The sequence below is a fragment of the Streptomyces sp. NPDC004542 genome, assembly GCF_040610035.1.
Taxonomy (GTDB): Bacteria; Actinomycetota; Actinomycetes; order Streptomycetales; family Streptomycetaceae; genus Streptomyces.
Map to the genome: position 1 here is coordinate 1 of NZ_JBEXLP010000087.1, position 14,942 is coordinate 14,942.

The following is a 14,942-nucleotide window of genomic DNA, read 5'->3' on the forward strand; positions in this document are numbered from 1 at the left end:
GAACACCGGCACGGTGTTCCCACGCCTGTCTGTCTGTCCGCCTCCTGCCGACTCGCGGAGTGATAAAAACATAATCCGTTGAAAAACCGTCGTTGAACGTCACTATCTGCGGCCGTAGCTTCGTTGCCAGCGGTGAGTCAGGGCCTCACCGGTCTGCTCACGCAACGCGAAGGTGCACGCCATGGAGAAGACGACTCGAGAGCTGCCGGGCCGGCTCGGGCGTCGTCGTGCCTGGCCGCTGCCCTCGGCGGCGCTGACCGCGGTCGTCGCCGACCGGCACGCGCCGGACCGGCGCGGTGTGCCGTCCGCACGCGTCGGTGCCGGCCCCGGTCCGAGCCTGCTCGCCGTCTTCCCACGGCCGCGACACCGACCGCGGCCGGCAGGAAGAACATCGCCGCGCCCGCCCCGGGATCCAGCCGGGCGACGGCCGGTCCTGGCGCACGAGCGCCCGCCGCTGGACGTCAGGCCGATCGCGAGCACCTTCTGGGCCGGCCCGGTGGCGCACCCCGGCCCGGCCCTCGCGTGGGCCGGCCGGTTCCTCCGCTTCCCGGCCCGGCTGGTGGGCAACGGGACGTCCCTGGTGACCGCCCCCTTCGCGTCCGGCGTCCGCGACCGGACCGGCCGCCGCAAGCCGTTCGTGGTCGTGGCCGCGCTCGTCTTCGCGGCCGGCCTGCTCGCCGTCACGCGGGCGACGGCCTTCTCCGCCCTGCTCGTCGCCCTCGGCGTCGCCGGCATCGGGCTGGGCGTCCACCTCGCCGTCGACCTGGCGCTCGTGACCCGGCCGCTGCCCGGTTCCCGCGCCCCGGCGAAGGACCTCGGTCCGACGAACCTCGCCGGCGGCCTCCCGGGCTCCCTGATCCCCGCGGTCGCCCCCCGCACTGCCGGCGATCGGCGCAGGCGGTGGTCAGGCTCGGAACCACACCGGAAACCACCCACGAAAGTGACGTCACCGCACATGCAGACCGATCTCCCCTACGGCCCCCTTCCCGCCCACCGGTTCGATCTCCACCTCCCCTCCGACGCCGCCGGCCCGCTGCCCCTGGTGGTCTACGTGCACGGTGGCGGATGGATGACCGGCGACAAGTCGTGGCTCCGCGAAGAGGGCGGGCTGCCCGCGCTGGCCGAACTCCTGCTGGGGAACGGATGGGCGGTGGCGGCGGTCAACTACCGGCTCAGCGGTGAGGCGACGTTCCCGGCACCGCTCGACGACGTGATCGCCTCGCTCGACCGGCTGACCCGGTCCGCGCCGGACCTCGGACTCGACCCGTCCCGCATCGTCCTCATGGGCGACAGCGCCGGCGGCCATCTCGCCCTGCTCGCGGCCTACGCCACCGACGAGCGGGGGCGACCGCGCCTGCCCGTACGGGCCGTCGTCAGCTACTACGGCGTCACCGACCTCAGGACCGCCCTCGAAGAGCGCCGCAGCCGCGTGGCGGCGGGCGCCGAGGTGCGCGGGTTCCCGCCGGACAGCATCCTGCGGGAGCTCGTGCGGGCACCGACCCCCGAGGGGCGTCTCCTCGGCGTCGAGCCCGACCTCGCCGAGGCGGAGGCCCTGGCGGCGAGCGCCAGCCCGTACCGGGCCGCCGGACCGGCCTCCCCGCCGACCCTGCTGTTCGCCGGACGGTACGACGCCGTCTCCGGCTCGCAGGGAGCCGAGGCCCTCGCCCGGCGCCTGGAGGAACACGCGGTGCCGTCGCGCTGCGTGCTGGCCGAGGCGGGACACGGGGAGGCGTACTTCTTCACCGACCCCGCACTGCGGCAGGAGCTGCTGACGTTCCTCGGCGTACACGCCGGCCCCGAGTCCGCGGCGGCGGCGCCCTGACCGGCCGCCGCCCCGCCCCGCCTGATCACCCCAGCTAGGAACGACCACGCCATGACCTCTGACACCTCGTACACCCGGCGCTTCGACGAGCGGCTCCCCGGACTCGCCGGGGAACGCGACACGCTGCGCCTGACGCTCGAAGCCATGGGCGACCACACCTTCGACGTCGACCGGTACATCAACTCCCGGCAGGGACGGCACTTCCTCGAGCACAACGTCCTGCTGGACCATACCGACGGCATGGACCCGCGGGTGCTGCGCTTCTGGCGGACCTTCGGCAAGGGCCTGGTGAAGCGCCTCCACGACGCCGACACCGACGCGCCGTGGTACTCCTACGTCCCCGTCTCGGCCTTCGCGCCGGAGAACAGGGACCGGCGCTACCCCCTGCTGCTGCAGGTGAACCGCAAGACCGACCTCGTCGCCGAGACCTACGGGCACGTCTTCGAGGCCGCGCGGGACGAGGTCATCGTCGTCATCCCCAAGGCCGGGCCCACGATGCCGGGTTTCGTCCGGGACTTCTCCAAGCCCGTCTACGGCGACGGTCCCCGGGAGCTGCCGCCCACGGACGACCTGTGGCACGTACTTCGGCGCGCCACCGAGGAACTGCCCTCGGACACCGCCCGCACCTACGTCACCGGCTTCTCCTTCCCGGGTTTCCGCGCCGTCGGCCTCGCCCTGCGCCACCCGGAGGCGATCGCCGGGGTGGTGCTCAACGCGCACCTGTACCCCTTCATCTGGGACCTGCCGGGCGGTGAACTCGCCGAACGCGCCGCACAGCTCCACATGCCCCTGATCAACATCGCCGGACTGTGCGACTACGGGCACCCCTACCCGGTGCACCACGAGCAGTTCGAGGAGACGAACAACGGCCACGACCACGACCGGACGGCCCAGGAGGCGGTCGACCACGCCAACTTCTGGTTCGGCCTGAACGACTGCCCGGCGGTGGACCTCGGCACCGCGCTCGAGACGGCCCGGTTCCCCGACGAGCGCGCGGCGGAGCGCACGATCGGCGTTCCGTCGGCGGCCGCGGCCACGCTCCGGCTCGACGACACCCCGCACCACTTCGTGGACGTCACCGCCCGCGACGGTGTCCCCCGCGTCCGGCTGGTCGCGATCGAGAACTGCCCGCACTGGCCGCACGGCACCTTCGCCCGTCTGGGCTGGGACTTCATCCGTCACTTCTCCCGGGATCCCGTCTCGGGCGCGTCCGTCTGGGACGGGCAGCCGGAACCGTTCGCCCCCCGCACCGCGGACGGCGTGCCCACGGCGAAGTCATGACCCTCGCCCGGTAGCCACGCGGGTGCAGAAGGGAGTTCAGGCGTGCACGACACCGGCGCGGACGACGGGGAGGGGTCTTCGGGCGCCCCCGAGCGCGGGGGGCCGTCGGTTCTCGGTCGCGCGTTCCTCCTCCTCGACGTCCTGGGACGGGCCGGCGGCCCGCTCGGGCTCTCGGAGATCGCCGCGGCGAGCGGAATCCCGAAGGCGACCACCTTCCGGCTGCTGGGACAACTGGTCCACGAGCGTGCCGTGGTCCGCAAGGGCGAGATGTACGCGCCCGGCATGCGTCTGTTCGCCCTCGGCTCCGCCGTCCGGGTTCCGCAGCGGCTGCGGGACGCCGCCCTGCCCGTCATGTCCGAACTCTCGGCGGCGGCGGGTCCGGTCGTCCATCTCGGGGTGCTCGACGGCCATACGGCCCTCCAGGTGCAACGGCTGGCCGGCGGACCGCACCAGGCGCCGAGCGTGCCGCGCGGCCCGGCACCGCGGCGCCCGCTGCACGCGACCGCACTCGGCAAGGCGCTGCTCGCCCAACTGCCGGACGAGCGGCTGGACGCCTTCCTGACCGCCAGGACCCTCGAGGCGGTCACCCGGTTCACCGCGACCGATCCCGCACGGTTGCGGCGCGAGGTCCTGACGATCCGTCATCACGGCGTTTCGTCCGAGCGGGACGAGTGGAGGGTCGGATTCTGCGCGGTCGGCGCCCCCATCGGGACCCTCGCCGACGACGTCGTCGCCGCGATCGCCGTCGCGGGCCGCCGCCGCACGTTCGATGCGGACCGCTCGGCCGGTGCCGTACGCGCGGCCGCGGAGCGCATCGCCCGTAGTACGGGTGCCACCGCGGCGCCCCGCCGGGAGACAACAGGTTCGCCCATAGGTTGCGGGGGCCGGGATCCCAGCCCCCCGAGATGAAGAAGAGAGCATGGGAATCCCTGATCAGGAGCTGTCCTTCGCCTGCGCGCCCTACGACCGGATCACTCCGCTGTTCCTCGGCGAGGCCGCCATCGAGGGGTACCGCGTCAGACCCGTACCGATGCGCAGGCCCACGGAGATCTTCAAGGGGATGGTCGAGGACAGCGCCTTCGACGTCGCCGAGATGTCGCTCAGCCAGTGCTTCGAGAACGCGACGCTCGCCGATCCCCCGTTCCGGGCCGTTCCGGTCTTCCCGTCCCGGGCCTTCCGGCACGGGTTCGTCTTCGTGAACCGGCGGGCCGGGATCAGGCGGCCGGCCGATCTCGCCGGGCGGCGGATCGGAGTGCAGCACTACGGGATGTCCGCGGCGGTGTGGATCCGCAGCGCCCTCCGTTCCGGCTACGGCGTCGACTTCTCCGGTGTCACCTGGGTCGAAGGCGCCGTCAACGCCCTCGGGGCGGACGTGAAGGTGGCGGGCGGCCCGCCGCCGGGCGGCGTGCGTGTCGAAGCCGTCGTCGACTCGACGCTGAGCGACCTGCTGGCCCGCGGTGAGATCGACGCCGTGATCGGGGCCTGGGTACCCGATTCCTTCCGCTGGTCCGACGACGTGGTACGGCTCTTCCCCGACCACCGCGGCGAGGAGCGCCGCTACTTCCGGCGCACCGGCATCTTCCCGATCATGCACGCGCTCGCCATCCGTTCGAGCCTGGTCGAGCAGCGGCCCGACCTGCCCCGGCTCGTGTTCGACGCCTGTCTCCACGCGCGTGACATCGCTCTCCAGCAGCACCGTTCGACGGGCGCGCTGTCGACCATGCTGCCCTGGCTCCACGACGATCTCGACGAGATCGACGCCGTGTTCGGCCCGGACTTCTGGAGTTACGGGCTGAAGAACAACCGGACGGTCCTGCGGCACTTCGCCGAGGCCCTCGTGGCCGAGGGCGCGCTCGCCGCGGTGCCGCCGCTGGAAGAGGTGTTCCTCCCGCTCGACTGACGGCAAGCCGGCCGGCCGGCACAGCGCGAACCGCCCCCGGGAACGTGTGTCGTTCCCGGGGGCGGTTCGTGGTGTCCGGTCACCGTGGTGTCGGTCACCGTGGGGGCCGGCCGCCGGCCGGCCGGCCGAGCAGGAACCCCTCCAGGCACCGCCACAGTCCGGCGGGACGGGACACATGCGGGTGGTGTCCGGCGCCCTCGACGGTGAGGGGCTGCGGACCGAGCGCCGCCGCCTCCTCGGCCGTGACCATGTCGTCGGCCGCTCCCCGGGCGACCGCGAAGGGGCACGTCAGCTCGCGTGCCACGGCGGTGACGTTCTGGCCGGCCACCAGGTTCGCAGCGGGCGCGGTGACGGCGTGCCAGCCCTTTGGCCCCGTGCCGGTGCCCCGTACGGCCACGCGGGCGTCGGCTCCCACCAGGCCGCGCAGGCCGGCGACCGCCAGCGCCCTGGAACCCGCCTCCGCGGCCGTGGGAAAGTACCGGACGGGAGCGCCCGCGGCCCCGTGCAGACGCCGGACGAGCTCGGGGTCCCAGTCGGCCTTCACCCCGAAGACGGCGAGGCGTCCGGGCCGGACGCCGAACAGCCCCGAAGCCAGCAGGACGCCGACCGCCCCGCCGAGCGAGTGCCCGACGACGGCCACGTCGGGCTCGTCCACCAACAGCTCGGCGACGTCGGCCGCCATGGTCCCGATCCCGAACGGGCCGTCCTTCGGCGACTCGCCGTGGCCGCGCAGGTCGACCGCGAGGGTGCGGCCCGGCCACCGCGCCGCGGCGAGGAACGGGTCCCAGACGGCGAGGTTGGCACCCAGGCCGTGGATCAGCAGCAGCAGCGGACCGCGCGATCCGGTGCGTTCGACGGCGAGGCCCATCAGCCGTACGTCACCTGGAACGTGCGCAGGGTGCCCGTGCGGTCGACCTGGGTGCGCAGCAGCATCAGTTCGAGCTCCGTCGGCGGGCGGGTGGCCGGCACGTCGTCGGGCACGACGATCTCGCAGCCGCTGTTGTCGAGCACGTCCTGGACGGTGTATCCGGGGTTCACCGACTTCAGGCGCAGCTGCTTGGTGTCCTCGGTGAAGTCCATGACGCACAGCGGCGTGTAGACCAGCCGCGGCCCGGTGGAGGTCGGCTTCAGGTGCGGGGAGCGCCCGCTGCCGTCACTGAGGTAGCCCGGCGAGGAGATGTAGTCGACCTTCTCGACCAGGGTCCGCCTGCTGTGGTGGTTGAAGTACAGATAGCAGTGGTTCATCGACGCCGCCCAGATCACACCGACGGTGCCGGGGCCGCGGACCTTCAGGTTCTCGTAGGGGCCGATGCCGATCATGTTGCAGTTGCCGTGCTTGTCGACCTGGATGCCGCCGTTGAAGCCGAAGTTCCAGATGTTGCCCTGCATCCCCATGTCCACGGTCCGCATCATCGGCACGTGCGCCTCCGCGCCGACGAAGGCGATCGGGTCGTGCGCCGACAGCGGAAGCTCGGAGAAGGTCGGGTTGATGCCGGCGCTCGCGCCGCAGAACCAGACGATGTCGGGGGCGACGGTGAGCGTGGCCAGCCGCACCGCGGCCATCGGGATGGTGGCGGAGGTGCCGACGCCGCCGGTCGTGCCGTTGTCGTAGGCGAGGTTGCGGGACATCTCGACGGCCATGAGCTCGGGCATCGAGTACGCGTCCGTGCCCGTCTCGGCGATCTTGGGAATTCCTGACATGCGCTTCGTCCTTCTGTGTCGATCCGTGGGCGTCAGATGTTGCGCTGCAGCGCGAGCAGGTTCCGGGCGCCGATGGCGTCGAGGTACTCCCACTCGTTCTCGGGGCCGTAGACGTACCGCTCCAGGTACTCGGCGGCCTTGCCGGCCTTGACCATGTCCAGGTAGGTGCGCACGTGCGGTACGTCCATCTGGTACTGGCGGCCGGAGACGAGCGGGTGCGCGCCGAAGGGGGCGTGCACGACGGCGTGCACGAGGTTGCTCGGCAGGGTGGTGCGGTAGGGCTGTTCCTTGATGCGCTCGGTGCTGACGATGCGGTCGGCCTGGACGATGACGAAGTCCGAGGCCAGCGCCTTGTCCGCCTCCTGGTTGTTGCTGCCGACGCAGACGGCGTTGCCGTAGACGTCCGCCTCCTGGGCGTGGATGAGGCAGATCTCGCTGCGCAGAGCGGGGATCGCCGTCATCTCCTCGCCGGTGAAGGGGTCGACGACCCGCTTCAGGTTCGGGTTGAGCCGGGGCAGGTCCGTGGCCTCGTAGATGTTCTTCACCGGGGCGAACGGCATCCCGCCGGCCGCGGTGCGGGTGCCGAGGATCACGGCGATCTCGTCCGCCTCGACGATGTTCAGGGCGTTGCTCTCGGCGGCGCGGCGGAAGGCCGGGGCCATGCCCAGGGTCTCGAAGCCGATGTAACAGACGTACAGGGTGTCGACCGCGCCGGCGGCGATCAGCAGATCGGTCGACAGGGACGTGGTGACCGGCGGGATGACCGTGAGGTCCTTCGCGCCGGCGCGGATGGCCGCCCGGACGAGCGCCATCGGCTCGTTGCCGAAGGCCAGGCGGGTGCGCTGCGCGATGAGGGCGCCCGCCTCCTCCAGCGAGATCTCCTTGCTCCGCCGTTGCGGCGGGGTGAACGCGTGGGGCGTGCCCACTGCTTCGCCACTGCTGGTTTCCGTCATCGGTCAGCTCTCCTCGGTGGTCTTCGAACGTGCCGGAGATTATCATTGCTACTACAACGTTGTTACTGCAATGTTTTTGGCGGCTCGGTTCGTCGGTTCCGTCCGAGGGCCGGCCCCGACCCCATTCCCCGGTACTCCCTGGAGGGACACATGTTCATCGCCAACTGCCTCGAGCAGAACGCACGGGTTCGCCCCGACCGGCCCGCGGTCACGTTCGGCGACCGCGGCCACACGTGGTCCCAACTGCTCGAACGGGTCCACCGGGTGTCGAACATGCTCATCTCGCACGGCGCGACGCCGGGCACCCCGGTGGTGAGCGTGCTGGCCAACTCGCTCGAGCTCGTCGAGCTGCAGCTCGCCTGTCTCGCGATCGGCGCCGTATACGTTCCGGTGATGCCGACGTCGGTGCACCGCGAGATCGAGCTCGTCGTACGCGACAGCGCCGCCCGGATCGTCGTGTGCGACCCGGCGTTCGTCGCGGACCTGGTCAGCGCGGCGCCCGACGTCCGGGTCATCGCCGTCGGCGGGGCGCAGCCGGGCGCGACCGACTACGCGACCGCCGTCGCCGCGGCCTCCGGCACCGACCCCCGGGTCAGCGTGCCGACCGACGCCGTCGCCGCGATCCGCTACACCAGCGGCACGACCGGGGTGCCCAAGGGATGCGTCACGACGCACGACCGCCTCGCCTGGGCCACCGCGATCTACCTCACCCGGATGCGCCTCGACCCCGACGACAGGGCCACGCTGTCGTCCCCGCTCTCCGCGGGCCTCGGCATCGCGCTCCTGCACGTCTACGTCTGCGCCGGCATCTCCATGTGGGTCCTGCCGCGCTTCGACCCCGAGCAGCTCCTCGACCTGATCGAGCGCGAACGGATCACCCTCGTCTACGCGATCGAGTCGACGTTCGCGCGGCTCTCCAGGTCACCCTCCGTGCTCACCCGGGACCTGAGCAGCGTCCGCCTGATGTACGCCAACAGCCCCGGCAAGGACGCCGCCGAGGGCTTCCGCACGCTGCGCGCCAACCCGACCTGGCGGGGCGGGTTCTTCAACGCCTACGGGTCGACCGAGGCGGGCGGCTCGGTGACCTTCAACCTGCCCGAGGACATCGACGAGGCGCTGTCCGACCCCGCGCTGGCCGCGCGCACCGAGTCGATCGGCAGGGACGCGCCGTTCTGCCGCATCGAGTGCCTGGACGACGACGGGCGGCCGGTACCCGACGGGGAGGTCGGCGAGCTCGTCATCTCGGCACCGTCCGTCTTCGCGGGCTACCTCGGTCACGAGGAGGCGAGCGCGGCCGTGCTGCGGGACGGCCGGCTGTTCACCGGCGACCTCGCCCACCGCGACAGCGCGGGCTTCGTCCACCTGGCCGGCCGCAAGCGCGAAATGATCAAATCGGGCGGGCTCAACGTCTACCCGGCCGAGGTGGAGATGGTCCTCAGCCGGCACCCCGACGTCCTCGAGGCGGCGGTCGTCGGCGTCCCGGACCAGAAGTGGGGCGAGATGGTCGTGGCCTTCGTGGTCGTGCGGCCCGGCTGCGACGCCGAGCGGCTGAAGACGCACTGCGCCGAGCACCTGGCCGGCTACAAGCGGCCCAAGGAGATCACGCTGGTGGAGGCGCTGCCCAAGGGGGAGACCGGCAAGATCCTCAAGCGCGCGCTGGTCGACCGGCAACGTTGAGGCAGTACCGCGCCGCACGCACCGCGGCCACTGGCGAGAATGCCCGGATGACGACGAATCCTCAGCGGCCCCCGGCGGGGGAGCCCAGCGCCGACCTTCTGACCCAGCGTCTGATGAAGCTGCTCCGGCTGCTCGACGGGCAGGTGAACGAACTGCTCGCCGAGCACGGCGGGCTGCGCATCCTGCAGTGGCGCGTGCTCGCCCAGCTCACCGGTGCGCCGGAGCACACCGTGCGCTCCCTCGCCGAGAACCTTTCGATCAGCCGGTCCGAGGCCAGCCGGGCCGCCACGGCGCTCGTGGAGCTCGGCCACGCGCTCAGACGGGACGACCCGGCCGACGCGCGGAGCGCGCTCTTCGTCGTGACGGACGCCGGCCGGGCCCTGTACGAGCGCATCTACCCGCGCCGGGTCGAGGCGATGCGCCGGCTCATGGCGACGGTCTCCGCCGAGGACGCCGCCGTGTTCGACCGCACCCTGGAGGCGCTGACCACGCAGCTGGAGAGCGAGTCCGCGAGCCCCGGACGGCTCCGCACCCGCACCGGCCGCCGACGCAGGGCCGGCTGACGACACATGCCCACCCCATGACAGGAGAACCCATGCACACCGCGCTGCGCGCAGCCGTCCGTGAGCTCGGCACCGAGCTCACCCCGTCGGTCTACCGCGAGACCGTGAAGCTCCTCGCCCCCTTGCTCCCGGCGGACCTGGCCGACGGCGTCGACGTCCGCCGCGACCTCGCGTACGGCCCGCACGAGCGGCACCGGCTCGACGTGTTCGGCGCCGATCCGGGAGCACGTCGCACCGTCCTGGTGTACGTGCACGGCGGCGGGTTCGTCGGCGGGGCGAAGAAGCTGCCGCGCACGCCCTTCTACGACAACATCGGGCTGTGGGCCGCGCGCGGCGGATACCTGGGGGTGACCATGAACTACCGGCTCGCGCCGGAGGCACCCTGGCCGGCCGGCAGCGCCGACCTCGCCCGCGCGGTCGAATGGATCGGGGCCCGCGCCGCGGAGTTCGGCGGCGACCCGGGCCGGATCGTCCTCATGGGACAGTCGGCCGGGGCCACTCATGTCGCGGGCTACCTCGCGGGACACCACCTGAGCACCGCCGACGACACGGCGGTGGCCGGGCACACGGACGGCGTCCCGGAACAGGGCGCCGGTCACGGCGTCATCGGCGCGGTGCTGTCGTCGTGTCTGTACGACGCCGCCACCGCGGCGGACAACCTCTTCCAGCGCGCGTACTTCGGCGCCGACCGGGCGACCTGGTCGCGGTGCTCCGCGCTGCGCGGCCTGGTCGCATCCGACGTACCCCTGCTCATGACGGTGTCCGAGTTCGACGAACTCGACTTCCAGCGCCAGGCCGCGCTGCTGGTGGCCGCGTGGTCCGAGCACCACGGCACCTATCCGCCGCTGGAGCGGCTGTGGGGCCACAACCACCTCACGTCGGTCCTTCAGCTCGGCAGCCCGGACGACACGCTCGGCCCGCTGCTGCGGCGCTTCATCGAGACGCTGCCCTGAGCCGTCGGCGCCGAAGCGCCCCCTGACGCAGCAGCGCCCGACCGGCGGTGGCCGGTCGGGCGCTGACGTGGTTCACGGCGCGGATCTCACAGCGGGGACCCGGGGGCCAGACGCCGCCACACCAGGTGGGCGGAGCGTGCCTGCGGCGTCCCCTGGTCGAGGTCCGCCACCAGCTCCAGGCGGTCCCCGTCGAGGCGCGCCCGCCGGCGCTGCACGCCGCCGACCCAGTTCGGGAACAGGGCGATGTCGACGTGGTGGCTCACCTCGTCGCCGTCCACCGTGTAGGAGCCGGCGTACGCCATGCACTCGTCGTAGGCGGTGGCGCGTTCGGCCTGCGAGGCGTCCCACTGGCCGCCGGTCACGAAGGGGGACCGGGAGCGCCGTGCCATGACGCACTGCATGCGACCGCCGGTGTAGGTGATCACCCCGGCCGGATCGGATCCCATCGGCGTGACGACCCTGCCGTCCTCGTAGCGCTGCTCCCAGGCCACCAGCGCCCAGCTGCCCTCCAGTTCGTCCGCGATGCTCATGCGCCGTCCGTCCTCGCGAAGAAGTCCTGTACCAGATCCAGGAAACGCCCGGTGTGTTCGATCTGCACCCAGTGACCGCACCGCTCGATCTCCCGCAGCTCGGCGTCCGGCAGGATCTCCACCAGGCGCCGGGACGCCTCCACGGGGATCACCCGGTCGTCGATGCCGTGGAGCACGAGCACGCGGGCGGCGAGGCGGCGCAGCTCGTCCTCGGGCAGCGCGAGCGCGTCGACCCAGCGCTGGCGCGGCGCCGGGAACAGGGCGGCGAACCGCTCCTGGACCCCGGGCCGCACACTGGCGCGGTAGCGCAGCTCCACCAGGTCGTCGGTGATCGCGGAGGAGTCCGCGACGAACACGTCGCGCACGAGGTGGCCCATCGACGGGATGGAGGGCTCGTAGCCCCACACGGCCTCCAGGCCGTCGGTGATCGGGAACCGGATACCGACCGGGCCCATCAGCACGACGTCGCGGACCCGCTCGGGCGCCCGCGCCGCCAGGTTGAGCGCCACGGCGCCACCGAAGGAGTTGCCGACCACGTGCACGCGGTCGAGACCGAGCGCGTCCAGCATGCCGACCAGCTGCTCGACCCACAGATCCAGGTCGAACCGTACGACCGGCGCCTCGGTGTAGCCGAATCCGACCATGTCGGGGGCGATCACCCGGTGACGCTCCGCCAGCGTGGGGATGACGGGACGCCAGTTCGCCCACGCGGTGACGCCCGGCCCCGAGCCGTGCACGAGCAGCACGGGTGTCCCGTCGCCCGTGTCGTGGTAGTTGACGGCCACGGAGCCGATCTTCAGCGTGCGGCCGATCTCCGGCAGCGCGGCGGTGCCGCTGTCACCGGTCATGAGAGAGCCGCCTTCGCGGGGGCCGCGACGGCGTCCGTGGCGACGTCGAAGTTGCCGGGCCGTACGTGGACCGGCGCGCGCGAGCCACGCCGTGCCGCCTCGACCCGCATGTCGTAGGCGACCGCCCGGGCCTCGGGCGGCAGCCAGAAGCGCTCGTGGCCCCACAGGCTGGGCCCGTCGGTCAGTTCGCAGGGCGTCCAGGTGGCCTGGTCGATGGAACGGCCGCCCCAGCCGCACTCGACCAGGAAGTCGGACGGCGTGCGCGTGTAGAAGGAGAACATGTGGTCGTTCGAGTGCCTGCCCAGGGTGACGCCGATGGTCTCGGGGTCGGCGAGCGCCAGGTCGTAGGCCTGGCCGACGTCGTCCATGTTGTTCATCTCCATCATGATGTGGTGGATTCCGACCGTCTCGGTCTCGATGATCGCGAGACTGTGATGCCGTGCGTTGAGGTGGAGGAAACTCGCCCGGAAGGGCTGTGCGGTGTAGTCGCTCAGACGGAAGCCGAGGACGTCGCGGTAGAAGGACAGCAGTTCGTCGTAGCGCGGTGTGGTGAGCACGGCGTGGCCGAGTCCGAGCGGCCCGGTCCGGAAGCCGGAGTGGGTGCGTCCCGGTACGAACGGCGTCGGGTCCTCGGCGGGGTGGATGACGGCCTCGACGCGGTTGCCGGCCGGGTCGCGGAACACGATGCCGTCCGCCACGAAGCGGTTCGCGCGCTCCGCGGACGTCATGGAACGGACCCGGACGCCGACCGCGTCGAGGGCGTCGGCGATCCGGTCGAAGGCGGAGGCCGAGGCGACCTCCCAGCCGAAGTACCCGCGCCGGCCGTCGTCGGTGACGATCACCCGCTGGCGTCGGTCGTCCATGCGCAGCACCGCGGTGCCGCCGGCGTCGTCGACGAGTTGCATCCCGAGCCGCGAGGTCGCGAACGTCCCCCAGTCGTCGAGGCGTTCGGAGCTGATGCCGACGTAGCCGAGGCACAGGAAGGCGGGGGCGTCGGCGAACGGTCCGGAGCCGTCCGGGTGCGGGGAGCCGGTCATGCGGCCGCTCCTGGATACATGTCGAGAGGGATGGTCAAAGCCGTCACCTGTTCTGTCCGTGCGGTGGCCCTCACGCGCTCGTCCGGCCGGACCGCCGCGGTCCGGCCGGACGGTCCCGTCGCCACCGGCCGTGTCAGGGGCGGCGCGAGGGCGCGCGAGCCTTGTCAGTCTGCCCGGCCGCGTTCGCCCGGGCGGCTGTGCGCGGTCCGCTCAGTGGACAGCTCCCGGGCCGGGGGTGTCCGCGGTGCCGCGAGCCGGTGCGGGGCGGGAAGAGCGCGGCCGGCGTGCTTCACCGGATCCTGCGGATCGGGATGATCAGCAGGGCCCCGACGAAGGACGTGAGGGCACCGAAGGTGAAGAGGGCCGCGTAGTTCCGGGTGTCGCTCCCGGCGGCCACGCCGATGGCCAGCAGAGCCGGAGCGACGGCGGGTATGAGCGACGCCGGAAGGCTGTTGGCCAGGTTCATGAGGCCGAGGTCCTTCGCGGTGTCGTGCGGGTCCGGCAGCAGCTGCGTCACCAGCGCCAGGTCGACCGCCAGGTACACCCCCAGTCCGATGCCGACCACGCAGTAGGCCACGAGGAAGGCGCCGTAGGTCGACGCCTGGGTGACGCCGAGCAGGCCCGCGGCGAAGATGATCGCGGCGGTGATCACGAAGGGCTTGCGACGGCCGATCCGGTCCGAGAGGCGGGAGACGAGCGGCGCGATCACGAGTGACGTGCCGTTCCCGACGAGCTGGCTGAGGAAGATCGCCCGGGGGATCGCGGGGCCGTGGATGTGCAGGACGTCGGCGATGAAGAAGACCTGGTACATGTTGGCCGCCGCGACGCCCATGAAGAGGAGGAACCGGCTGCCCAGCGCGAGGGCGAAGCCCGGGTGGGCGACCGGGTTGACCCAGAAGGTGCCCGCGATCGACCGGACGTCGAGCGACGGACGCTCCTGCGCCGAGATCCGCCGGTCCCGCAGGACGAGGGCGAGCCAGCAGGCACCGACCACACCGACGGCGGTGGGCAGGAAGAACATCGCCGCGAGCGAGTCCGGCATGAGCTGCGCGAGGAACAGGCCCAGCACCACACCGGTCGGGTTGCCCACGCCGACGAGTGCCGAGGGAAGGCCGCGCCGGTCCGGCTCGTACTGGTCGGCGATGACCGCGTTCGCCGCCACGATCGTGGCACCGTAACCGAGCGAGTTGATGGTCCAGCCCAGCGTCATCAGCCCGATGCTCGGGGCCAGGTACATGGTGACCGAGCCGAGCAGGAAGAGCAGGGCTCCGACGAAGAGCCACGGGCGGCGCCGGCCGATGCGGGCCAGGGTCCGGTCGCTGGCCCGGCCGATCACCGGGTAGGCGATCAGCTGGATCACCGTGCCGATGCCGAGGACCAGCGCCAGCGCGGTGGTCGCGCCGCGCGGATCCACCTGGGCGGTGCGCAGCGGAAGACTGATGATCTGCGGAGTGACCTGAGCCGCCCCGGCGCCGACGGCGGCGAGGCCGAGCAGTGCCACGAGGCCCGGACCGGGGTTGGTCCACGCTGTCTCCGGCTCCGCGGTGACGACGAGCGGGCCTGCGTCCTGTGTGCTTGAGCCGGCAAGCCGCTCGTGCGTTTTCTTCTCCATGGGGTCACCTTTGCGTCGCGTCCCGACAACGCACGCGAGCACCGTCGGCCCGCGTGTGGCCTCGC

General features: G+C 72.1%; 14 protein-coding genes. 7 read left to right on the forward strand and 7 right to left on the reverse strand.

What is annotated here, in order from left to right; genetic code table 11:
* Positions 1 to 181: 181 nt before the first annotated feature.
* The 4 genes from ABZX30_RS31260 to ABZX30_RS31275 are packed head-to-tail and all read left to right on the forward strand — an operon-like array spanning position 182 to position 5,003.
* On the forward strand, positions 182 to 1,822 hold the full coding sequence (locus ABZX30_RS31260; RefSeq protein ID WP_355939567.1) for an alpha/beta hydrolase: 1,641 nt from the start codon (positions 182 to 184) through the stop codon (positions 1,820 to 1,822).
* A gap of 51 nt (positions 1,823 to 1,873) precedes the next feature.
* Positions 1,874 to 3,103: an alpha/beta hydrolase gene (locus tag ABZX30_RS31265; protein ID WP_355939570.1), complete on the forward strand. Its 1,230-nt coding sequence runs from the start codon at positions 1,874 to 1,876 to the stop codon at positions 3,101 to 3,103.
* Between the two features lie 42 nt (positions 3,104 to 3,145).
* Positions 3,146 to 4,012, forward strand: a complete 867-nt coding sequence (locus ABZX30_RS31270) for an IclR family transcriptional regulator (RefSeq protein ID WP_355939573.1) — start codon at positions 3,146 to 3,148, stop codon at positions 4,010 to 4,012.
* Between the two features lie 10 nt (positions 4,013 to 4,022).
* Positions 4,023 to 5,003 carry an ABC transporter substrate-binding protein gene (locus tag ABZX30_RS31275; protein WP_355939575.1) on the forward strand — a complete coding sequence of 327 codons (981 nt, stop codon included), beginning with the start codon at positions 4,023 to 4,025 and terminating at the stop codon, positions 5,001 to 5,003.
* 94 nt (positions 5,004 to 5,097) lie between these two features.
* Here ABZX30_RS31275 and ABZX30_RS31280 read toward each other — a convergent pair whose 3' ends face one another.
* Genes ABZX30_RS31280 through ABZX30_RS31290 form a run of 3 tightly spaced genes read right to left on the reverse strand, consistent with a single transcriptional unit; the run spans position 5,098 to position 7,657 of the window.
* The gene (locus tag ABZX30_RS31280) at positions 5,098 to 5,871 is read right to left on the reverse strand and encodes an alpha/beta hydrolase (RefSeq protein WP_355939578.1); all 774 of its coding nucleotides are present in this window, start codon (positions 5,869 to 5,871) and stop codon (positions 5,098 to 5,100) included.
* Complete coding sequence (locus ABZX30_RS31285; protein WP_355939581.1) at positions 5,871 to 6,704, reverse strand: CoA-transferase; 834 nt, start codon at positions 6,702 to 6,704, stop codon at positions 5,871 to 5,873. Before ABZX30_RS31285 ends, ABZX30_RS31280 begins: the two co-directional genes overlap by 1 nt.
* Before the next feature lie 32 nt (positions 6,705 to 6,736).
* Positions 6,737 to 7,657 (reverse strand): CoA-transferase, encoded by a 921-nt coding sequence (locus ABZX30_RS31290; protein WP_355939584.1) that lies wholly within the window; start codon positions 7,655 to 7,657, stop codon positions 6,737 to 6,739.
* 150 nt (positions 7,658 to 7,807) lie between these two features.
* Here ABZX30_RS31290 and ABZX30_RS31295 point away from each other — a divergent pair, with 150 nt between their 5' ends.
* From ABZX30_RS31295 to ABZX30_RS31305, 3 genes are read left to right on the forward strand one after another with little or no spacing between them, the layout of a single operon-like run.
* Complete coding sequence (locus ABZX30_RS31295; RefSeq protein WP_355939587.1) at positions 7,808 to 9,334, forward strand: AMP-binding protein; 1,527 nt, start codon at positions 7,808 to 7,810, stop codon at positions 9,332 to 9,334.
* 47 nt (positions 9,335 to 9,381) lie between these two features.
* Positions 9,382 to 9,897 carry a MarR family transcriptional regulator gene (locus tag ABZX30_RS31300; RefSeq protein ID WP_355939590.1) on the forward strand — a complete coding sequence of 172 codons (516 nt, stop codon included), beginning with the start codon at positions 9,382 to 9,384 and terminating at the stop codon, positions 9,895 to 9,897.
* Positions 9,898 to 9,914: 17 nt separating this feature from the next.
* Positions 9,915 to 10,850, forward strand: a complete 936-nt coding sequence (locus tag ABZX30_RS31305; protein ID WP_355939593.1) for an alpha/beta hydrolase — start codon at positions 9,915 to 9,917, stop codon at positions 10,848 to 10,850.
* Between the two features lie 86 nt (positions 10,851 to 10,936).
* Here ABZX30_RS31305 and ABZX30_RS31310 read toward each other — a convergent pair whose 3' ends face one another.
* From ABZX30_RS31310 to ABZX30_RS31325, 4 genes are all read right to left on the reverse strand, one after another.
* On the reverse strand, positions 10,937 to 11,380 hold the full coding sequence (locus ABZX30_RS31310; protein WP_355939596.1) for a lipocalin-like domain-containing protein: 444 nt from the start codon (positions 11,378 to 11,380) through the stop codon (positions 10,937 to 10,939).
* A complete protein-coding gene (locus tag ABZX30_RS31315) occupies positions 11,377 to 12,228 on the reverse strand; it encodes an alpha/beta fold hydrolase (RefSeq protein ID WP_355939599.1) in 852 nt (283 codons plus the stop codon). The genes ABZX30_RS31310 and ABZX30_RS31315 overlap by 4 nt, the downstream gene beginning before the upstream one ends.
* Positions 12,225 to 13,265, reverse strand: coding sequence for a VOC family protein (locus tag ABZX30_RS31320; RefSeq protein WP_355939602.1), 1,041 nt, complete (start codon positions 13,263 to 13,265; stop codon positions 12,225 to 12,227). Before ABZX30_RS31320 ends, ABZX30_RS31315 begins: the two co-directional genes overlap by 4 nt.
* A 289-nt stretch (positions 13,266 to 13,554) precedes the next feature.
* Positions 13,555 to 14,877, reverse strand: a complete 1,323-nt coding sequence (locus ABZX30_RS31325) for an MFS transporter (protein WP_355939605.1) — start codon at positions 14,875 to 14,877, stop codon at positions 13,555 to 13,557.
* Between the last annotated feature and the right edge of the window lie 65 nt (positions 14,878 to 14,942).

Coding starts and splice junctions, on each gene's coding strand:
- ABZX30_RS31295 (WP_355939587.1), top strand. CDS start 7,808: ATGTTCATCGCCAACTGCCTCGAGCAGAACGCACGGGTTCGCCCCGAC.
- ABZX30_RS31325 (WP_355939605.1), bottom strand. CDS start 14,877: ATGGAGAAGAAAACGCACGAGCGGCTTGCCGGCTCAAGCACACAGGAC.
- ABZX30_RS31290 (WP_355939584.1), bottom strand. CDS start 7,657: ATGACGGAAACCAGCAGTGGCGAAGCAGTGGGCACGCCCCACGCGTTC.
- ABZX30_RS31320 (WP_355939602.1), bottom strand. CDS start 13,265: ATGACCGGCTCCCCGCACCCGGACGGCTCCGGACCGTTCGCCGACGCC.
- ABZX30_RS31265 (WP_355939570.1), top strand. CDS start 1,874: ATGACCTCTGACACCTCGTACACCCGGCGCTTCGACGAGCGGCTCCCC.
- ABZX30_RS31310 (WP_355939596.1), bottom strand. CDS start 11,380: ATGAGCATCGCGGACGAACTGGAGGGCAGCTGGGCGCTGGTGGCCTGG.
- ABZX30_RS31300 (WP_355939590.1), top strand. CDS start 9,382: ATGACGACGAATCCTCAGCGGCCCCCGGCGGGGGAGCCCAGCGCCGAC.
- ABZX30_RS31285 (WP_355939581.1), bottom strand. CDS start 6,704: ATGTCAGGAATTCCCAAGATCGCCGAGACGGGCACGGACGCGTACTCG.
- ABZX30_RS31280 (WP_355939578.1), bottom strand. CDS start 5,871: ATGGGCCTCGCCGTCGAACGCACCGGATCGCGCGGTCCGCTGCTGCTG.
- ABZX30_RS31315 (WP_355939599.1), bottom strand. CDS start 12,228: ATGACCGGTGACAGCGGCACCGCCGCGCTGCCGGAGATCGGCCGCACG.
- ABZX30_RS31260 (WP_355939567.1), top strand. CDS start 182: ATGGAGAAGACGACTCGAGAGCTGCCGGGCCGGCTCGGGCGTCGTCGT.
- ABZX30_RS31275 (WP_355939575.1), top strand. CDS start 4,023: ATGGGAATCCCTGATCAGGAGCTGTCCTTCGCCTGCGCGCCCTACGAC.
- ABZX30_RS31305 (WP_355939593.1), top strand. CDS start 9,915: ATGACAGGAGAACCCATGCACACCGCGCTGCGCGCAGCCGTCCGTGAG.